The following is a 17,617-nucleotide window of genomic DNA, read 5'->3' as shown; positions in this document are numbered from 1 at the left end:
GAGAAATAAATCCGCTATCCCGCGCTAGCCGTGGGACTGAAGCCCTCGGCTAGCCAAGGCGAAGCCCGCCTGCGCGGGCTATGGCGGAATAATTACTCAAAGACCATAAGCCCTCGGCTATGCAAGGCAAAGCCCGCCTGCGCGGGCTATGCTGGATTATTGACTTCACTGCAAAAACGCACCGCTGAGACGCCGAGGGCACAGAGAACCTTGATGGAAACATGGCAAAGCCTGCGTGTGCGTGACGCGATATGAAATCTTCCTCTGCGAACGCTGCGCTCCCCATCTCCGCGCCTCCGCGCCTCCGCGTGAGCCGGTCCGATGCATGCGGAGACGCGGAGTAACTGTGTTGCTTGTCAAGGGGCGCTCGTATGCACAGCCGGATCCCAGGGCTTTTGCTGACGCAATATTGCGCCGAGAATAGTCAGCAGCTTGCGCATCGCAGCGACGATGGCGACCTTGCGCGGCTTGCCAGCTTGACACAGGCGCTGATCGAAGGCGCGCCTGACCAGACGGCGCCGCGTGGCCGCCAGGGTCGCCATGTACAACACGCTGCGCACATCCCTCCTGCCGCCGGAGATATGCCGGGGTTTGTGCTGTGCGCCGCTCTGATTGGCATACGGCGCAACGCCCACAAAGGCCGCCGCTTCCTTGCGATTGATGGTCCCCAGTTCGGGCAGGCGGAGCAGCAGGTTCAGTGCGGTGATCGCGCCGATGCCGGGCACGCTGTCGCGCAGCTCCCGTTTCCGGCGCACCTCGTCGGTGCGCTCCGCCTCGTTGTCGCGTTCCTGCTCAAGCGCACGGATCTCCTGATCCAGCCAATCAATATGCTGCTGGATGCCCGGGCGGAGGTTCGGCGCGGCAGCCGTCAACCGATTGATCTCAGCCGTCCGCATCTGAATCACCTGCTCCCGCCGGACCAGCAGGTCGCGCAAGGATGCGCGCTGCTCGTCCGTCGCTTGGTGGTGCGGCGGGCGCACCCGTTCGGCAAAGCGGGCGAGCAACCGGGCATCCAGGCGGTCGGTCTTCGCCTGGCGTCCTTCCGCGTGCGCCAGGGCGCGCACGCGGCGTGGCTGCACCCGCGCCGTCGGCACGCCAGCCTGGAGCAGTTGGGCGAACACCATGCGCTCCAGCCCGCCGGTCGCCTCCAGCACAATCAGGGTCGGCTGCAGGCGCTGGAGTCGCGTGACCAGGAGCTGGACACCTTCGTTGGTATACGGTATCGTCTCGCGTGGCGCGTGCGGGTCGGCGCCAAACGCCACATCCAGCGTCTGTTTGGAGACATCAATGCCGATAAAGAGCGACTCACGGGAAGCCATACACAGAACCTCCTGAGGAAAACGGCGCCAGCCTTGCTAGCATATGCGGGTTTGAGGGCCCAGATAACTGTTCGGCTTGGTCGCGTTGAAGGACACGGCTACCCAACACTCCGCGGCGATCTCGTGAACCTGGCGCAGAACGGTATACCGTGTCCCGTTAGATTATACTAGCACGCGGAGGAATGTCGCACATATGGAGATTGAAAATTAAATCCGCTATACTGCGCTAGCCGTGGGGCTGATGGAGATTGAGAATTTATTCCGCTATACCGCGCTAGCCGTGGGGCTGAAGCCCTCGGCTAACCAGGGCAAAGCCCGCCTGCGCGGGCTATACCGGATTATTTATTCAAAGACCATAAGCCCTCGGCTAGCCAGGGCGAAGCCCGCCTGCGCGGGCTATACCGGATTATTTATTCAAAGACCATATGTGAGAACGGCCAAAATGAGGACTCCGCGTCCGCTGCGGCTCTGCGGCGCAACAGAATCACCGCCGGGAGCGCCGGGCGCTTTGTCTGGAACCGGGCGCTCAGGGCAGGAAAGAGCAGAACCCCCTATCCTCCGGTGCTGGAAATTGCCTCGCTATGCGCTCTCGATTATCATTATCATGGGCGCAGCGCCCGTATGCGATGTGAACCCGTCATTCTGTCCGAGAGACGCTGATGCACATCAGACGACATCCTTCCAGTATTGCACTCACCCTCGCGCTGCCTGTCGCGCTGGTGTTCGGCGCGCTCAACCCGGTGGCGGCGCAGCAGCCCGCGCCGACGGCTACAGCACTCCCTGCAACCCCCGTGCCAACTGTGGCGCCACCCACGCCGACCGCAGCGCCGCCCGCGCCGACCGTGGCGCCGCCCGTGCCGACCGTGGCGCTGCCGACCCCTGAGCCGACGCTCACCGTGCCGGAGGCCATTGACCGGATTCTCAGCGGCGAGAAGCCGGTTGAGACCCTCGTCACCCTGTTCGCCTGGCAGCCGGCGCTGCTTGTGGTCATCATGGCGCTGGTTGTCGCTGTTTCCGTTGTGAAACCCTGGCGCGAGCGTCTCTTGCGCCGGGTTGATCGTCTCATCGGCGGGGTACGGAGCGATGTTGAAGATGAGGTGCAGCGTGAGGAAGAGAAGAAGAGGCTCGAAGCCGAACGGCAAGCTCGACAATTCCAGGAGCAGTTGCAGGTCGGCATTACGCACTATCTCGACTGGCTCCAGGCGGAGTACGGTTTTACGCAGCCGCTCGGTATCGCCACCGAGCAGGTGCAACTCAGTCTCGAATCGGTTCACGTGCCGCTGCGGGTTGTCGAACGCGGCGCGATTGAGGCCCACCGCCGGCGCATGCGCGGCGAAGAGCGGCAAGGGCCGGAGCGGGAGTTGCCCGCCGGGGAGCGTCGCAGCAGGTATGTGTTTGAACTGCTGAGTGAGCCGGAGTTGCTGGCAGCGCGCCAGACGCCTCCGACCAGAGGGGTATCAGGCGATGATGAATCTCCGTCGCCGGTGACTACCACGCGCCTGTTGCTGCTTGGCGATGCGGGAAGCGGGAAAACAACGACCCTGCGCTATGCCGCGCTTCGCCTGGCTGAGGCGTATCGCCGGGGCGATGCTGCGTTGCTGGCGAGCGATGCCGCCGGTTTGCATCTCCATCTGCAGCGGGCGCCGTTGCCCATCTATGTGCGCCTGACGCTTTTTGCCGCGTCGATCCCGGCCGATCTGCGCGAACTGCCGCCGCAGGAGCGGGAGCGCTACGCTGGCGCGCCGGCCGACCTGTTCCTTACGTGGCTGGATCGCGAGGCGGCAAGGCATTGCGAGATTCAGGAGGGCGCGCTCTCGTCGCTGATCGGGAAGAACGACGGCAACGTGCTGCTCCTGCTCGACGGACTGGACGAGGCGGGCGATGAACAGCGCCGCGCGTACCTGGCGCAGGTGATTGACAATCTCGCGCGCCGGTATGATAAGCAGCGCTACGTCGTCGCAAGTCGCACGGCAGGCTACGGCGGGCTGGTCTACCTGCCCGACTTCCTGGAGCGGCACCTCAGCCCGCTCGATGAGCAGGAAGCGCAGGCGCTGCTGCGCAAGTGGTTCGATGCCGTGTATGCGCGCCTGCACGCGATCGGGCGGCGGCGACAGGACGCCGCTGCCGATCAGGCCGCGCAGCTCTGGGAAGTCATTGAGCGCAATGATCGCCTGCGCGACATGGCGACGAATCCGCTGTTGCTGACGGTGATGGCGCTGCTCCAGTTCAACAGCGTCCGGCTCCCCGACCAGCGCGCGAAACTGTACGAGAAGTTGATCGAACTCCTCCTCGACCTCTGGCGCAGGCAGAATGTTGCCAGCGACACGCTGGTGACGAGCGTTGCGCAGCTTGCGTCCGAGCAACGCCGGCTGGAAGCGCTCGCCCTCGCGATGCAACAACAGCCGCAGCAGGTGCGCGAGGTGACCCTCCGCCAGGCGCAGGAATGGCTCAGCCCGCTGTATGTCGAACGATTGAAGATTGACCGCGAAGAAGCCGACAGGCGGGTGCATGATCTGCTGCGCCGCCTTGCCGTCGACAGCGGGATCATCCAGCAGCGCGAGGAGCGCTATGCCTTTTCGCACTACACGTTTCAGGAGTATCTGGCGGCGCGAGCGCTCGACAGCCTCGACAACCGCGACGGCGCGCCGGACAGCGTGGCGTTTCTTCTGGAGCGCAGCGCAGACGCGCGCTGGCGCGAGACCCTGCTGCTCGCCGCCGGCTACTGGAGCAATGGTCAGCAGATCCGTAAGACGGAGCGGCTCCTGCGGGGATTGCTCGACAGGCGCGATCCCGAAAACCTGCTGCTCGCCGCCGCTGCTCTTGCCGATGTCGGCGTGGTCGAGGACCTCGCCGACCTGCGCGATGAAGCCACCGCCCGCCTGCGCGCCCTCGCCGCCCTCACGGAGGACTGGCGCAGCGCCGCCCACCCCGACCCCGCGCTGCGCAACCGCGCCGCCACCATGCTCGACCGGCTGGATGCCGATACTGAGCGTCCGGGGCTTGACCTGACGAAGCCCGACTACTGGGCGAACCGCATCGAGCCGGGGACGTTCAGCATGGGTGATACGAACAGCACATACGACCGCGAAGAGCCGCAGTTCGACTACACCATCCGCCGGCCCTACGCCCTGGCGCGCTTCCCGGTGACTAACCGCCAGTACCTGCTCTTCGTCGAGGCCCTGGCCGGGCGCGGCGCGCCCGAAGCCGTCGCGGCGGCGAATCGGCTGAAGGATCTGATGAAGCAGCACGGAGAAACCCCGGAAACGTATAACGGGTTCCGCCCGTACTTCTGGCCCGGCGCGCGCTACCGGGCCGGCGAGGGCAACCACCCGGTGGTCGGCGTCACATGGTATGCGGCCACGGCCTTCGCCTGGTGGGCCGACGCCTGGCTGCGCGCCCTGGGTGTACTGAAGGAGGGCGAGGAGGTGCGCCTGCCCACCGAGGCCGAGTGGGAGCGGGCGGCGGCCTACCCGCCGACCCTGCCGGGCAGCGACCCCCGTACCGGGCGGCGCGAGTACCCCTGGGGCGCGGAGTTGACAACCGCGACCAGCGGGAGTATGATTGCCAGCATTCAGGCTAACATCGACGAGAGCAAGATCAGCGGAACCTCGGTGGTGGGCATCTTCCCCCACGGCGCGGCAGCCTGCGGGGCGGAGGAACTGGCGGGGAATGTCTGGGAGTGGTGCAGCACGCCACCTCTGAAGTATCCGTTCAAAGGCGAGGTGAGCGCAGAAAGTCTTTACACAAAAAACAAACGTGCTGGTGGAACATACGTGCTGCGCGGCGGCTCGTGGAACAGCCTTCGCGACGGCGCCCGTTGCGCCTGCCGCAACGTCCTCAACCCTGGCCACGTCCTCGTCATCATCGGGTTTCGTCTCGCCCGTTTGTTCTCCTCTTGCTAATAGCCGATAGCTGATAGCCGATAGCCGATAGCCGATAGCTGATAGCCGATAGGCGATAGCCGATAGGCGATAGCTGATAGCTGATAGCCGATAACCGATAGCTGGTAGCTGATAGCCGGTGGCGGATGACCGATGTCTGGTGGCGGATGGCCGATAGGCGATAGCTGATAGCTGATAGCCGATAACCGATAGCTGGTAGCTGATAGCCGGTGGCGGATGGCCGATGTCTGGTGGCGGATGGCCGATAGGCGATAGCTGATAGCTGATAGCCGATAACCGATAGCTGGTAGCTGATAGCCGGTGGCGGATGGCCGATGTCTGGTGGCGGATGGCCGATAGGCGATAGCTGATAGCTGATAGCCGATAACCGATAGCTGGTAGCTGATAGCCGGTGGCGGATGGCCGATGTCTGGTGGCGGATGGCCGATAGGCGATAGCTGATAGCTGATAGCCGATAACCGATAGCTGGTAGCTGATAGCCGGTGGCGGATGGCCGATGTCTGGTGGCGGATGGCGGATGGCGGTGGTGGATGGGTGATGGCCAATAGCTGATACGCAAGTCAATGACTCCTTTTGAACAACAACTCATGGAGCGTTTGGAGGACTATGCGCTGCGCATTATTGCTGTGTACAACGCATTGCCGGATTATCCCGCGTCAGGCCACCAGGTTGCTCAGGTGCTCGGCAAACAACTGCTGCGTTCAGGTACATCGGTAGGCGCGAACTACGCTGAGGCGATCCGTTCTCATAGCCTGGCTGATAAGGCCGCAAGGCAACAGATCTGCATCAAGGAGTTGGAAGAAACGGCCTACTGGCTGCGCTTACTGGTCAAGGCTGATCTGATTGCCGCGCTACGGCTGGAGTCGTTGCTGGCGGAAACGAGCGAACTGACGGCAATCTTTGTCGCTAGCGTGTGCAAACTCAAGAACGAGACGTAAGTCCGGCGATGTCGGCTATTCCTGCTGTTGTCATTGGCTCTGCTCCGGTCCGCCCGGCAGCTCATGAGGCCGCGGAGTCGGCCTTTGCGACTCGAACCAGGGCGTTTACGCCGACGGCGTGCGCGTGCCGACCATCGCGTAACGCGAACTCTAACGATGACCCTATCGGCTATCGGCTATCGGCTATCGGCTATCGGCTATTGGCTATGGTATCGCGCTTCTCGCCCGCCGGAAATGCGCCGCGACGCCCTGAGTCAATCAGGGGGGCACGGCGCCGGGGTGTTCAAGGAGAACGACAGGCCGGTTCCCGGTTTGCCCTGAGCGAGCCAAACAGTACCCGCGCCGCTCCCTGTGGTAGGCGGACACCCGCCGACGCCTGGAGCGGCGCATACGCGAGGGCCGTGATCTGCTATGGGTCACGGCCCTTATGCTGTTCGGAAAACACCGCCCGAACCAGATTGCATCTTGCGAACACTGACCATCTACCTCCCGGCGTCATGGTCTTTGAATACATAATCCGCCATAGCCTGGCGCAGGCGGGCTTCGCCTCGGAGAGTCGGAATAGAACACGGATCGGCGCCGCTATGACGGATGCGCACGGATGGTGAGGAGTATTCCCTCCGCCATAGCCCGCGCAGGCGGGCTTTGCCTTGCATAGCCGAGGGCTTCAGCCCGACGGCACGCGACGCAGACCGGATTTATTTCGCAATCTCCATCAGCCCGCCGTCTCCGCATGCGGGCGGGGACGCCCGCGCACCCAGGCCGCACGTAGTTCAATCATTTTTGCCCATTGCTCTCAGCGGTGAGAACGCCGTAGCCCCGCAGGGGCTTCCACGTGCTCAGGAAGGGCTTCAGCCCGCACGAGCGCCCGCGCGCCAGCCCTGCAGGGGCTTCCCCGTGCTCAAGGGCTTCAGCCCGCACGCGCAACGTTGCGCCCGTGCAGGCGGGCTTCGCCTCGGAGAGTCGGAATAGACCACGGATTGGCACGGATATGACGGATGCGCACGGATGATGAGGAGTATTCCCTCCGCCATAGCCCGCGCAGGCGGGCTTCGCCTTGGCTAGCCGAGGGCTTATGGTCTTTGAAGAAATATTCCGCTCTAGCCCGCGCAGGCGGGCTTCGTCTCGTGTAGCCGAGGGCTTTAGCCCGACGGCACGCGGCGCATACCGGATTTATTTCTCAATCTCCATCAGCCCCACGGCTAGCGCGGCATACCGGATTTAATGCTCAATCTCCATGAGCCCGACGGCAAGAGGTGAATACCGGATTATAGCAGTTCTCACAAAGGTCGAACCTAATGGGCAAGGTTGAATACTCCTGGGAATAGCGCACCCCACGCGATGACCGAAATGAATTTCGGTCTACACTTTGCTGGACACGGGCGCCTTGCGCGACACGGCGGATAGGAACAATGGTCAACGATGACCCTATCGGCTATCGGCTATCGGCTATCGGCTATCAGCTATCGGCTATCGGCTATCGGCCATCTCCCACCGGCGACTCGACGCGCGCCTGGCGCACCACCGGGCGATCGGCGGCGGTCGGGCGACGCAGCGCACTCGCTGCGACCGTCACAACCGCAACGGTATTCCCGAGCATATCGAAGAACTCGACACTATAGCCTGGTTCGAGTCCGGGCACATCGTGTCGCTCGACAACCGTGCCGACGTCGCCCGCAGCAAGCCCCTCGTCCGGTATATCGATCAGCAAAATAACGTCTTCGTAGAGAGGGAAATCCATAGACTTCTCCGGGTTAATCAGGGTAAGCGGTAATGAATCTGGGCACATCCGTTCCCGTGTCGACCTGCCAGACACTCCGCAACATCAACGGCTGTCCGATTGGGGTACTCAGGTGTGCTCTGATCTCGTAGCGTGTACCATACGCACTCTGGCGCACACGGAATACGTCCTGGGACAGGTGATCACGACGTAGCGCTTCTTCCAGCTGTTGCCAGGCTGCACTGGAATACCCGAAGGAGATAAGCAAGGCGGCTTTGCTGCCGCCGCGCCGATGCTCCGGGTTCAGCAGGTAGTCAACAAGCTTGCCTGCATCGATGACGGCGCGATCAGCATTCGGGATCTTCATTGCATAGCCGATCTCAAGTTGCAGCGCAACCACAGCAGTGGCTGGAACAGGCTTCATGTTAACGTGTCCGCCCCTCGCCTGCAACCAGACTAAAATAGCCGATAGCTAATAGGCGATAGGCGATAGCCGGTAGTCGGTAGTCGGTGGCTGATAGCCGATAGGGGCCGCTATGACGGATGCGCACGGATGGTGAGGAGTATTCCCCTCTCAAGGGAGCGTTCTTGGGAGCAATGCGCGGTGTGCTGCATTCCGCGCCTTTTGCCCCTCATCCCCCCCGCCCCCTTCTCCCACACGGGGAGAAGGGGGAGTTTGGGCGTCCTGATGCCTGAAACGGACGATGGTACGCAGGGGCTTCCACATGCTCAAGGGCTTCAGCCCGCACGAGCGCCCGCGCGCCAGCCCCGCAGGGGCTTCCCCGTGCTCAGGGAGGGCTTCAGCCCGCACGAGCAACGTCGCGCCCGCGCAGGCGGGCTTCGCCTTGCATAGCCGAGGGCTTATGGTCTTTGAGTACATAATCCGCTCCAGCCCGCGCAGGCGGGCTTCGCCCTGGCTAGCCGAGGGCTTCAGCCCCACGGCTAGCGCGGTAGAGCGGATTTATAGCAGTTCTCAGATACATTGACCCCTGGTTGGGTCTGCCGTGTCGCGCGAGGCGCCCACTTCCAGCGACGGGTGTGGGGGCACGGCATGCCGTGCCCCCCACGGCGCCGCCTCGAGGCGGCGCGTGAAGCGCTCGTTTCCAGCGACGGGTGCAGCCCCGTCTGACAGACCTTGCAAGACCTGCGCGCGCTCTCCGCGCCTCCGCGCCTAGTATAATCTAACGGGACACGGTATACCGTTCTGCGCCAGGTTCACGAGATCGCCGCGGAGTGTTGGGTAGCCGTGTCCTTCAACGCGACCAAGCCGAACAGTTATCTGGGCCCTCAAACCCGCATATGCTAGCAAGGCTGGCGCCGTTTTCCTCAGGAGGTTCTGTGTATGGCTTCCCGTGAGTCGCTCTTTATCGGCATTGATGTCTCCAAACAGACGCTGGATGTGGCGTTTGGCGCCGACCCGCACGCGCCACGCGAGACGATACCGTCTACCGACGAAGGTGTCCAGCTCCTGGTCACGCGACTCCAGCGCCTGCAGCCGACCCTGATTGTGCTGGAGGCGACCGGCGGGCTGGAGCGCATGGTGTTCGCCCAACTGCTCCAGGCTGGCTTGCCGACGGCGCGGGTGCAGCCACGCCGCGTGCGCGCCCTGGCGCACGCGGAAGGACGCCAGGCGAAGACCGACCGCCTGGATGCCCGGTTGCTCGCCCGCTTTGCCGAACGGGTGCGCCCGCCGCACCACCAAGCGACGGACGAGCAGCGCGCATCCTTGCGCGACCTGCTGGTCCGGCGGGAGCAGGTGATTCAGATGCGGACGGCTGAGATCAATCGGTTGACGGCTGCCGCGCCGAACCTCCGCCCGGGCATCCAGCAGCATATTGATTGGCTGGATCAGGAGATCCGTGCGCTTGAGCAGGAACGCGACAACGAGGCGGAGCGCACCGACGAGGTGCGCCGGAAACGGGAGCTGCGCGACAGCGTGCCCGGCATCGGCGCGATCACCGCACGGAACCTGCTGCTCCGCCTGCCCGAACTGGGGACCATCAAGCGCACGGAAGCGGCGGCCTTTGTGGGCGTTGCGCCGTATGCCAATCAGAGCGGCGCACAGCACAAACCCCGGCATATCTCCGGCGGCAGGAGGGATGTGCGCAGCGTGTTGTACATGGCGACCCTGGCGGCCACGCGGCGCCGTCTGGTCAGGCGCGCCTTCGATCAGCGCCTGTGTCAAGCTGGCAAGCCGCGCAAGGTCGCCATCGTCGCTGCGATGCGCAAGCTGCTGACTATTCTCGGCGCAATATTGCGTCAGCAAAAGCCCTGGGATCCGGCTGTGCATACGAGCGCCCCTTGACAAGCAACACAGTTACTCCGCGTGAGCCGGTCTGATGCACACAGAGACGCGGAGCACGCGGAGGGATGGCGCACACGGCGTCCGCTTTCGATGGCGGGTGCAACCCTGCCCGACAAGACCAATCTTTGTGAGAACTGCTATAATTTTCAATCTCCATGAGCCCGACGGCAAGCTTTCCGATCGACTATCGGCTATTCCTCTGCCCGACGGCAAGCTTTCCGATCGGCTATCGGCTATCGGCTATTCCTCTGCCCGACGGCGCGCGGCGCAGACCGGATGAAATGCTCAATCTCCATCAGCCCGACGGCACGCGGCGCAGACCGGATTAAGGGCTCAATCTTCATAACACGAAGAGAGCGAAGGCGACGCATCCGCCTTCGCTCACAGAGTAGCAGGGTAAGATTCTTCCGGCTATGCACCGAATGTCGATGTAGGAAACCATTCCGCCGCCGGTTCGACCGTATCCGCCGGGCGCGGACCGGTGTCTGTCCATCCTTCCTGATTTTCCAGGGTCATCACCGCCTCGACTTCCATATCGTGGGTGCAGAGGATCTGGCAGGAGAGGCGGTACTCGCCGAGGAGTCCGCGCTCTTTGAGTTTCTCGTACTCGGCAGCGGTCATCGTATCGGGTTCACCGGAGATGAACGTCACCCGGCATGTCGTGCAGCGCGCCTTACCGCCGCACCGATGACCAATGTGGATGCCCATGTCCTCAATCGCGTTGACCAATCGCTTGTCCGCGCTCCATTCAGCCGTTTTGCCTGCAACTGTCAGTCTGGGCATACGCTCGTGCTCCTCTGTGCTGTTTCAGTATGCATACGCAATTATTGTACACTACGTTTACGAATGGCTGTCAGCATCAGACGTATCCCGATGACGAGACTGATCGTTCCGGTGAGGACGACCAGACTGCCCATCGCCAGCGCCTGGTTGACCGTGAGTTCGGAGCGCGGCAGATACCAGAGCCAGTGGTCGACCAGATGCTGGTTCGGCGGATCGTAGTACCAGGCCCAGCGCGGACGTGGAAGCGTCGGCAGCGGCGCCACAGCCGTATCGACAAGTGCAAGTGCGGCGCCGTCATCAGACTGTCCACGCAATGCGACGATTGCCGGACCTAAGGGATCGTTGCGATCACTGAAGCCTGTCTCAAAGGGATTCCACGTTTGCGCAATAATTTCCAGATGGACGTGACCAGGCGGCACGAGCCAGTGGTAGGTTCGCTGCTGGCCGGACGGCAACAACCCCTGGTCACGTTCGTTCAACCGCAGGCGCAACTGACTGGACGGCGCTCCATCGGGTCGTCGGTCATCGAGAACCAGCGTGATTCGCGTTTCACGGCGTACTGTGCAGAACACTTCCCCGCTCGATCCGGTGCGTCGCGGCAGCGCCCGGTTATCGGTGGCCTCACTCGCATACAAGCCATCGCCCAGCCGACAGAAGGGTGGTGGCACACTATAATGCGCCCATCGTTCGATCAACAGGCGCCAGTGCCCGACCAGCGGGGAACCGGAGAAAGTATAGACACCGGTGTGGAAGGGGGTGGAAACTGCATATGTGTCGAAGTTGAGCAGAACGCCGCCAAGATTGCTGATGAATCCCACACCACCCAGCACGAGCGCCGGAATCAATCGACGCAGCCTCAGGCGTTGCATAGGTGTCAAGATGTCAAGACCGGCAGCCAGGACCGTAACCGGCGCCACGACCGGCAGCAGGAAGCGTGGTCCCCAGACGCCGCCGCCGGGCCACTGACCCCAGCGCGCGTAGAGCAGCAGATGCGACAGGAAGAGCGCCGCTATCACCAGAACCGTGGTTCGTTCACCACGCCGCCAGAGAGCGAAACCGCCGGGAAAAGCCAGCAGGAGAGGCGGGGCGTACAGGAACACGCTTTTGCCCGGACTGAGGAGCAACCCAAACAGACCTTCAGCAAGCGGCGTCGTGAACTGAAACGCTTCGCTTCCATAACCGGACGCAAGCAGCGTTCCGAAGCGCGACAGATTGTACCATCCGGCAAGTGCAAAACCGGGAAGCAAACCGGCGATCCAGATAATCAAGCCGCTCACGTTTGATTGACGCGATGCAGGATTTTCCTCTGCGAACGCCGCGCCTCTGCGGTGACCTACCCTTTTTGCAGTGGGCTCATGTTTTGCTGACCAGGTTTTCAGCGTTTCCCAAAGCACGTACAGACCGATGACCGGGAGCGCGATAGCGGCAGCAATCCGGGTTGCTGGCAGCAATCCCGCCAGAAGCCCTGATACGAACAGCGTCTTTTGCTGCGCGCCGGGGGAATTGACGCGAAAGGCGCTCCAGGCGCGTTCGGTTGCGCCAAGGATCAAGAGGGCGGCCAGCGGCTCAGAAAAGAACGTTCGGGCATACGTCCAGGCGAATGTCGCCAGACCATAGAGGAACGCCAGCGTCAGCGCCCATTTGCCAGTTGCGCCGAGCTGTTGAGTCCATTGAACCAGGATGGCGCATGTAGCCGCTGTCAGCAGACAGTTGAGCATCGTCGTTGTGAAACGAGACGCATAATCGGCTTGCAGACCGGACGGCGCGATCAGCGTACCCAGAAGATGCAGCGGGATTGCCAGCAGGGAAGGAAGGACGCCGTAGGGTGAATAGACTCTGCCGTCGTGTCCCGGACGGAGTGCCGATACTGGCGCGCCGTCTTCGACAACGACCGCCACATCTCCGCGTTCGATCAGTCCGCGGGTGACGGCAAGCATCGTTTCTTCGTCGGACGAGTAGGTGTGCCCGCTCATCGTGAGCAGGTAGAAACCGCTGAGGATCAGAAAAACAGCCATCGGTAGACGCATCGCCCGAGTCCGCTCCGCAAAAACTCACCGTCGAGCCGCCGGGCGTGCAGCGGTTTCCATTAATCGCTGTCCGCTGCGGCTCTACGGTGAAGTGACCTTTTTGCACTGAAATTGCACCATGGCTATTGAGACCGTGTGGTGTCATTATATGCGGTGTCTGTTAAGACCCGGCAACCCGACGATAAACAGGCGCTGTGCTGCATCCACGCCATGCGTGCGAGTGGTATACTATGGAGCGTTGTGCGAAAAAAGGTCAATGTTCTGAAAGGAACGCCATGCTGCGAGGTTTCCGAGTTTTCGTCCTGCTCGCACTCGTGACCGTCGTCAGCGCGTGCGGCAGGTATGAGTTCCGGGGCGTCACGCTCGACCCGCCGAAAGAAGCGCCCGATTTTACCCTGACCGACTTTGACGGCAAGCCGTTTCGCCTGAGCGAACAGCGCGGCAAAATTGTCATTCTCTTCTTTGGGTTCACTAACTGCCCTGATATGTGCCCGGCTGCCCTTTCCGATATGGCGGCTGCTCGTCGCAAACTCGGCGCCGATGCAGAGAAGGTGCAGGGTGTCTTCGTTTCACTCGATCCAGACCGCGACACGCCGGAACGCCTGAAACGGTATGTGACTGCTTTCGATCCGACGTTTATCGGATTGCGTGGCAGTGAAGCGGAACTCAGCCCGGTGATGCAGGATTACGGCGTGACCTCGATCCGCCGCGAACTGCCCGACTCGGCGCTCAAGTACACCATTGATCACTCAACCTTCATCTATGTGATCGATGCGACCGGGCGCTGGCGATTACTGTTCACCCACGGCATGCCGGTTGACGACATTGTCAGCGACCTGCGCTACCTGGTGCGGCAGGGAGGCGCCTGAGCAATGTGGTCGCATCGTACAGCGTTGCTGATCCTGGCGCTCCTGGCGGCTGGCATTGCAGGCACGGGCGTCTGGTACGAGCATCAGCGTCGCAATGCGGAACGTTATCTGGTGTTCACCGTGCCTCCGGGCAGTGTGGCGCGCCTGGCTTCCGGCGAGCAACTCGATATTCTGCCGCAGACGATCGAACTGTCGCTGCGGGGGAAGGATACGCTCGTCATTCGCAACGAGGATGTGCAGCCGATCCAGGTGGGACCGTTCAAAATCGATCCCGGTCAGCAGTTCGAGCAGCGCTACTATAATCCTGGAGTCTACGAACTGATCTGTACGCTGCACCAGTCGCAGCGTCTCCGCATCGTCGTGTCGCGGGAATAAGTCAGGAGACGACGTGGACGACAATCTCTACCGTCAGCGTGCAGCAGAACATGCGCTCAGGCATGTCGAAAGCGGGATGACGATCGGGCTGGGAACCGGCTCAACTGCCACATTCATGCTGTACGGGCTTGCAGCGCGTCTGGCTGATGGTCGCCTGCAACGGGTCACCGGCGTGCCGACATCGGAAGTGACGGCGGCGCTGGCGCGCGAACTCGGCATCCCGCTGACAACGCTGGATCGTCAGCCGCACCTCGATCTGGCGCTGGATGGCGCTGATGAGATCGATCCGCAACTGCGGTTGATCAAGGGATTGGGTGGAGCGATGCTGCGCGAGAAAATTGTGGCGGCTTCCGCAGCGCGCTTCGTGGTGATGGCGGCTGTCAGTAAATGTGTCGAACGCCTGGGAGAGCGCTCGCCGCTCCCTGTCGAAGTCGTGGCGTTTGGGTTGCCGCTCTGTGCGCGTCGTCTGAAGGCGCTCGGCGGTGCGCCGGCGCTGCGCCGTGACCGCAGCGGCGCACCGTTTGTGACCGATGAGGGGAACCTGATCCTCGACTGCAATTTTGGCATTATTGCCGATCCGGAAGCGCTCGCGGCGTCGATCTGCGCTATTCCGGGCGTCGTGGCGCACGGGTTGTTTCTCGGTATGGCGTCACTGGCGGTGATCGCCGGTCCCGATGGGATTGTGGAGTTGCACGCTCCATCGGCGCGCCAATAAAATGGTCTTTGAGTAATTATTCCGCCATAGCCCGCGCAGGCGGGCTTTGCCCTGCATAGCCGAGGGCTTATGGTCTTTGAGTAAATAATCCGCTACAGCCCGCGCAGGCGGGCTTCGCCCTGGCTAGCCGAGGGCTTATGGTCTTTGAGTAATTATTCCGCCATAGCCCGCGCAGGCGGGCTTCGCCTTGGCTAGCCGAGGGCTTCAGCCCCACGGCTAGCGCGGGATAGCGGATTTATTTCTCAATCTCCATCAGCCCCACGGCTAGCGCAGTATAGCGGATTTAATGCTCAATCTCCATCAGCCCCACGGCTCGTTCGGTAGAGCGGATTTAATGCTCAATCGCCATGAGCCCGACGGCAAGAGCGTATACCGGATTATAGCAGTTCTCAGATACATTGACCCCTGTCCGGGTCTGCCGTGGCGCGTGAGACGCCCGCTTCGCTGCGCTCCTCATCTCCGCGCCTCCGCGCCTCCGCGTGAGCCGGTCTGATGCACATCGGTCGCCGCGTGAGGCGCGAGATGCCGTGCATCCATCAAGGTCAAGGTCCGTTTTCAGGGTTCTCCGTGCTCCCGGCGTCTCAGCGGTGCGTTTTTCAGTGAAGTCAAACGTTCAATCTTCGCAATAGCAGACGTCCGTGGTGGGCAAAGGCACTGCCTTCACCCACCTCACCCTATTCCACTTCCGCAAGCACCATTCCAAGAGCAACGCTCTGCCCGGCGGCGACGTTGACCTGTGTCACGCGACCAGACCGTGGAGCGCGAATTTCGTTCTCCATCTTCATCGCTTCCAACACCAGCAACGGTTGCCCGACCTCGACCGGTTCGCCAGGGCTGACGAGGACGCGGGTGATCAGGCCAGGGATGGGCGCTTTGATCCGCCCATCGCCACTTGCCGGGCGCGCAATCGTGGATTCCAGATCGCGTACCTCAACCTGGTGCAAACCGAAGCGCGAGCGGATCCAGCGCAGATTGGGATCGATAACCAGTTCGTAGGGGCGCCCTTCCACGATGAGCCAGTCGAGGAGTTCGGAACTGCCCGTATCATGCACCAATACATTGACGGTCTGCCCGTCGACCTGCACCGTCATCTCGCCGGTTGTGCGGGGCAACGGCGGCGTTTCGACGGTGAAGGTTCGTCCATCGATGGTAATGCTCAGTTTGCTCATCGTCTTTCCCCCTATTGCGGCAATCTGCGCGAATCACGGTGCCATCCAGAACCGGCGCGGTTGGGGAGAGCGCCAGCGGTGTCACTCCTCCGGCGGAGGTACGCCAGTGCAGCTGCAACTGCCAGATCGCGGAGGTGATCATCGGGAACCTCAGCGCCCGGCAGGGGTTGCCGGTTGAATTCCGAGTCATACGTTCCAGCGGTAAATTCGGGTGTGTCCAGGATGCGCTGGACCAGCGGCAGGTTCGTTTGCACGCCGCTGATCGCAAAATCGGCGACTGCGCGGCGCAACCGTTGCAGCGCCCCTGCGCGCGTATCGTCCCAGGCGATAACCTTCGCCAGCAGCGGGTCGTAGCGCACCGGCACATCGCAACCGCCGTAGGCGTAGGTATCAACGCGCACGCCCGGTCCGCCCGGAAAGCGAAACCGGCGCAGGCGCCCAGGGCTGGGCAGGTAATCGTTCCAGGGATCCTCTGCATTAATGCGCGCCTGGATGGCGCATCCGCGCAGAGCGACATCGTCCTGCGAAAAGCCAGGCGGTTCGCCCGCAGCGATCCGAATCTGCGTGCGTACCAGGTCGATACCGGTACGCATTTCGGTGACTGGATGCTCGACCTGAATCCGCGTTTTGACTTCGGTGAAGTAGACATGTCCCTGCGCATCGAGGACGAATTCGATTGTGCAGATGTTGGAGCATCCCAGCAGACGCCCGATCGCAAGCGCCTGCCGCCACAGGTCTTCGCGCTGTGCATCGGTCAGGTATGGCGCTGGCGACTCTGCCACGACCTTGTGATGGTTGTGCTGGATCGTGCCATCGCGTTCGCCCAGATGCACCAGATTGCCGTAGCGGTCGCCGACGATCTGGACTTCCAGATAGCGCGCCGGGAGAAACGCTTCTTCCAGATAGAGCCGGTCGTCACCGGATGCAGTCAGCGCCGCTGAATGCGCATGCTGCGCGATGCTCTCCAGGTGTGTTGGCTCACGCACCAGGCGCGTGCCGTGACCGTGCCCGCCACTGTACGACTTGAGCACCAGCGGGTAGCCGAGTCGCCCGGCAGCGGCACGCAGCGCCTCCCACTCAGAAGCGCGGTATGCCTGCGGTGAATGGCGTGGCACAGCGAAACCGGCAGCGCGCACGGTTTCGAGCGTGGCGATCTTATCGCGCACACGCGCGAGTGCTGTGCTGGACGGACCGATGAACGCAATCCCGGCTTCCTCGCATGCGCGCGCAAACTCATCGTGCTCGGCAAGAAAGCCGTAGCCGGGATGAATGGCGTCCGCGCCGCAGTCGCGCGCGATCTGAACCAGCGCCGGGGCATCGTGATAGATCGCGCCCGAACTCAGACGCACGCACGCATCAGCCAGGCGCACGTGGAGCGAACTGAGGTCGGTGTCGTCATAGAGTGCGACCGTTCGAATGCCCATGTCGCGGCAGGTGCGTATGATGCGAACGGCAATTTCGCCACGGTTGGCAACCAGAAGAGTCCGAAACATGA

The 17,617-nt window shown here is 62.4% G+C and carries 15 protein-coding genes; 7 read left to right on the top strand and 8 right to left on the bottom strand.

Going from position 1 to position 17,617, the window contains the following annotated elements; genetic code table 11:
- Nucleotides 1-356 precede the first annotated feature (356 nt).
- Entirely contained in the window at nucleotides 357-1,319 is a 963-nt protein-coding gene (locus tag ROSERS_RS15030) for an IS110-like element ISRfsp2 family transposase (RefSeq protein ID WP_011957632.1), read from the bottom strand.
- Nucleotides 1,320-1,978: 659 nt separating this feature from the next.
- Between ROSERS_RS15030 and ROSERS_RS15025 the strand changes: the two genes are divergently transcribed.
- A complete protein-coding gene (locus ROSERS_RS15025; RefSeq protein ID WP_011957631.1) occupies nucleotides 1,979-5,221 on the top strand; it encodes an NACHT domain-containing protein in 3,243 nt (1,080 codons plus the stop codon).
- On the opposite strand, the gene ROSERS_RS26110 is transcribed toward ROSERS_RS15025, so the two are convergent.
- Nucleotides 5,218-5,766, bottom strand: coding sequence for a hypothetical protein (locus ROSERS_RS26110; protein ID WP_157041101.1), 549 nt, complete (start codon nucleotides 5,764-5,766; stop codon nucleotides 5,218-5,220). The two genes, ROSERS_RS15025 and ROSERS_RS26110, sit on opposite strands and share 4 nt — an antisense overlap.
- A gap of 18 nt (nucleotides 5,767-5,784) precedes the next feature.
- On the opposite strand from ROSERS_RS26110, the gene ROSERS_RS15020 reads away from it, so the two are divergent.
- A complete protein-coding gene (locus ROSERS_RS15020) occupies nucleotides 5,785-6,159 on the top strand; it encodes a four helix bundle protein (protein ID WP_011957630.1) in 375 nt (124 codons plus the stop codon).
- Between the two features lie 84 nt (nucleotides 6,160-6,243).
- Nucleotides 6,244-6,480, top strand: coding sequence for a hypothetical protein (locus ROSERS_RS26105; protein ID WP_157041100.1), 237 nt, complete (start codon nucleotides 6,244-6,246; stop codon nucleotides 6,478-6,480).
- Nucleotides 6,481-7,636: 1,156 nt separating this feature from the next.
- Here the strand turns inward: ROSERS_RS26105 and ROSERS_RS15015 are convergent.
- Together ROSERS_RS15015 and ROSERS_RS15010 are read right to left on the bottom strand one after the other, a co-directional pair.
- On the bottom strand, nucleotides 7,637-7,900 hold the full coding sequence (locus ROSERS_RS15015) for a DUF4926 domain-containing protein (RefSeq protein ID WP_011957629.1): 264 nt from the start codon (nucleotides 7,898-7,900) through the stop codon (nucleotides 7,637-7,639).
- 13 nt (nucleotides 7,901-7,913) lie between these two features.
- Entirely contained in the window at nucleotides 7,914-8,303 is a 390-nt protein-coding gene (locus tag ROSERS_RS15010; RefSeq protein WP_011957628.1) for a DUF6883 domain-containing protein, read from the bottom strand.
- A gap of 918 nt (nucleotides 8,304-9,221) precedes the next feature.
- Here ROSERS_RS15010 and ROSERS_RS15000 point away from each other — a divergent pair.
- Nucleotides 9,222-10,184, top strand: coding sequence for an IS110-like element ISRfsp2 family transposase (locus tag ROSERS_RS15000; RefSeq protein WP_011957627.1), 963 nt, complete (start codon nucleotides 9,222-9,224; stop codon nucleotides 10,182-10,184).
- A 411-nt stretch (nucleotides 10,185-10,595) separates the two neighbouring features.
- Here ROSERS_RS15000 and ROSERS_RS14995 read toward each other — a convergent pair whose 3' ends face one another.
- Nucleotides 10,596-10,967, bottom strand: a complete 372-nt coding sequence (locus ROSERS_RS14995; RefSeq protein WP_011957626.1) for a 2Fe-2S iron-sulfur cluster-binding protein — start codon at nucleotides 10,965-10,967, stop codon at nucleotides 10,596-10,598.
- A gap of 41 nt (nucleotides 10,968-11,008) precedes the next feature.
- Nucleotides 11,009-12,982: a hypothetical protein gene (locus tag ROSERS_RS14990; protein ID WP_232282625.1), complete on the bottom strand. Its 1,974-nt coding sequence runs from the start codon at nucleotides 12,980-12,982 to the stop codon at nucleotides 11,009-11,011.
- A gap of 287 nt (nucleotides 12,983-13,269) precedes the next feature.
- Between ROSERS_RS14990 and ROSERS_RS14985 the strand changes: the two genes are divergently transcribed.
- From ROSERS_RS14985 to rpiA, 3 genes are read left to right on the top strand one after another with little or no spacing between them, the layout of a single operon-like run.
- On the top strand, nucleotides 13,270-13,863 hold the full coding sequence (locus ROSERS_RS14985) for an SCO family protein (RefSeq protein ID WP_011957624.1): 594 nt from the start codon (nucleotides 13,270-13,272) through the stop codon (nucleotides 13,861-13,863).
- A 3-nt stretch (nucleotides 13,864-13,866) separates the two neighbouring features.
- A complete protein-coding gene (locus ROSERS_RS14980) occupies nucleotides 13,867-14,238 on the top strand; it encodes a cupredoxin domain-containing protein (protein ID WP_011957623.1) in 372 nt (123 codons plus the stop codon).
- 13 nt (nucleotides 14,239-14,251) lie between these two features.
- The gene (rpiA, locus tag ROSERS_RS14975; protein ID WP_011957622.1) at nucleotides 14,252-14,953 is read left to right on the top strand and encodes a ribose-5-phosphate isomerase RpiA; all 702 of its coding nucleotides are present in this window, start codon (nucleotides 14,252-14,254) and stop codon (nucleotides 14,951-14,953) included.
- A 674-nt stretch (nucleotides 14,954-15,627) separates the two neighbouring features.
- Here the strand turns inward: rpiA and ROSERS_RS27190 are convergent.
- The gene (locus tag ROSERS_RS27190; RefSeq protein WP_011957621.1) at nucleotides 15,628-16,122 is read right to left on the bottom strand and encodes an acetyl-CoA carboxylase biotin carboxyl carrier protein subunit; all 495 of its coding nucleotides are present in this window, start codon (nucleotides 16,120-16,122) and stop codon (nucleotides 15,628-15,630) included.
- An 11-nt stretch (nucleotides 16,123-16,133) separates the two neighbouring features.
- On the bottom strand, nucleotides 16,134-17,615 hold the full coding sequence (locus ROSERS_RS14965) for an acetyl-CoA carboxylase biotin carboxylase subunit (RefSeq protein WP_011957620.1): 1,482 nt from the start codon (nucleotides 17,613-17,615) through the stop codon (nucleotides 16,134-16,136).
- Nucleotides 17,616-17,617 lie beyond the last annotated feature (2 nt).

Origin of the sequence: Roseiflexus sp. RS-1 (assembly GCF_000016665.1) — a bacterium.
Classification (GTDB): Bacteria; Chloroflexota; Chloroflexia; order Chloroflexales; family Roseiflexaceae; genus Roseiflexus.
Note: the sequence above shows the minus strand (reverse complement) of the source record. Positions and strands in the feature narration are given on the sequence as shown.

What these genes read in the sequence shown, in the direction of transcription:
- ROSERS_RS14985 (WP_011957624.1), top strand. Translation starts at nt 13,270, where the DNA reads ATGCTGCGAGGTTTCCGAGTTTTCGTCCTGCTCGCACTCGTGACCGTC.
- ROSERS_RS14995 (WP_011957626.1), bottom strand. Translation starts at nt 10,967, where the DNA reads ATGCCCAGACTGACAGTTGCAGGCAAAACGGCTGAATGGAGCGCGGAC.
- ROSERS_RS15030 (WP_011957632.1), bottom strand. Translation starts at nt 1,319, where the DNA reads ATGGCTTCCCGTGAGTCGCTCTTTATCGGCATTGATGTCTCCAAACAG.
- ROSERS_RS15015 (WP_011957629.1), bottom strand. Translation starts at nt 7,900, where the DNA reads ATGGATTTCCCTCTCTACGAAGACGTTATTTTGCTGATCGATATACCG.
- ROSERS_RS27190 (WP_011957621.1), bottom strand. Translation starts at nt 16,122, where the DNA reads ATGAGCAAACTGAGCATTACCATCGATGGACGAACCTTCACCGTCGAA.
- ROSERS_RS15000 (WP_011957627.1), top strand. Translation starts at nt 9,222, where the DNA reads ATGGCTTCCCGTGAGTCGCTCTTTATCGGCATTGATGTCTCCAAACAG.
- ROSERS_RS14990 (WP_232282625.1), bottom strand. Translation starts at nt 12,982, where the DNA reads ATGGCTGTTTTTCTGATCCTCAGCGGTTTCTACCTGCTCACGATGAGC.
- ROSERS_RS15025 (WP_011957631.1), top strand. Translation starts at nt 1,979, where the DNA reads ATGCACATCAGACGACATCCTTCCAGTATTGCACTCACCCTCGCGCTG.
- ROSERS_RS15020 (WP_011957630.1), top strand. Translation starts at nt 5,785, where the DNA reads ATGACTCCTTTTGAACAACAACTCATGGAGCGTTTGGAGGACTATGCG.
- ROSERS_RS15010 (WP_011957628.1), bottom strand. Translation starts at nt 8,303, where the DNA reads ATGAAGCCTGTTCCAGCCACTGCTGTGGTTGCGCTGCAACTTGAGATC.
- ROSERS_RS14965 (WP_011957620.1), bottom strand. Translation starts at nt 17,615, where the DNA reads ATGTTTCGGACTCTTCTGGTTGCCAACCGTGGCGAAATTGCCGTTCGC.
- ROSERS_RS14980 (WP_011957623.1), top strand. Translation starts at nt 13,867, where the DNA reads ATGTGGTCGCATCGTACAGCGTTGCTGATCCTGGCGCTCCTGGCGGCT.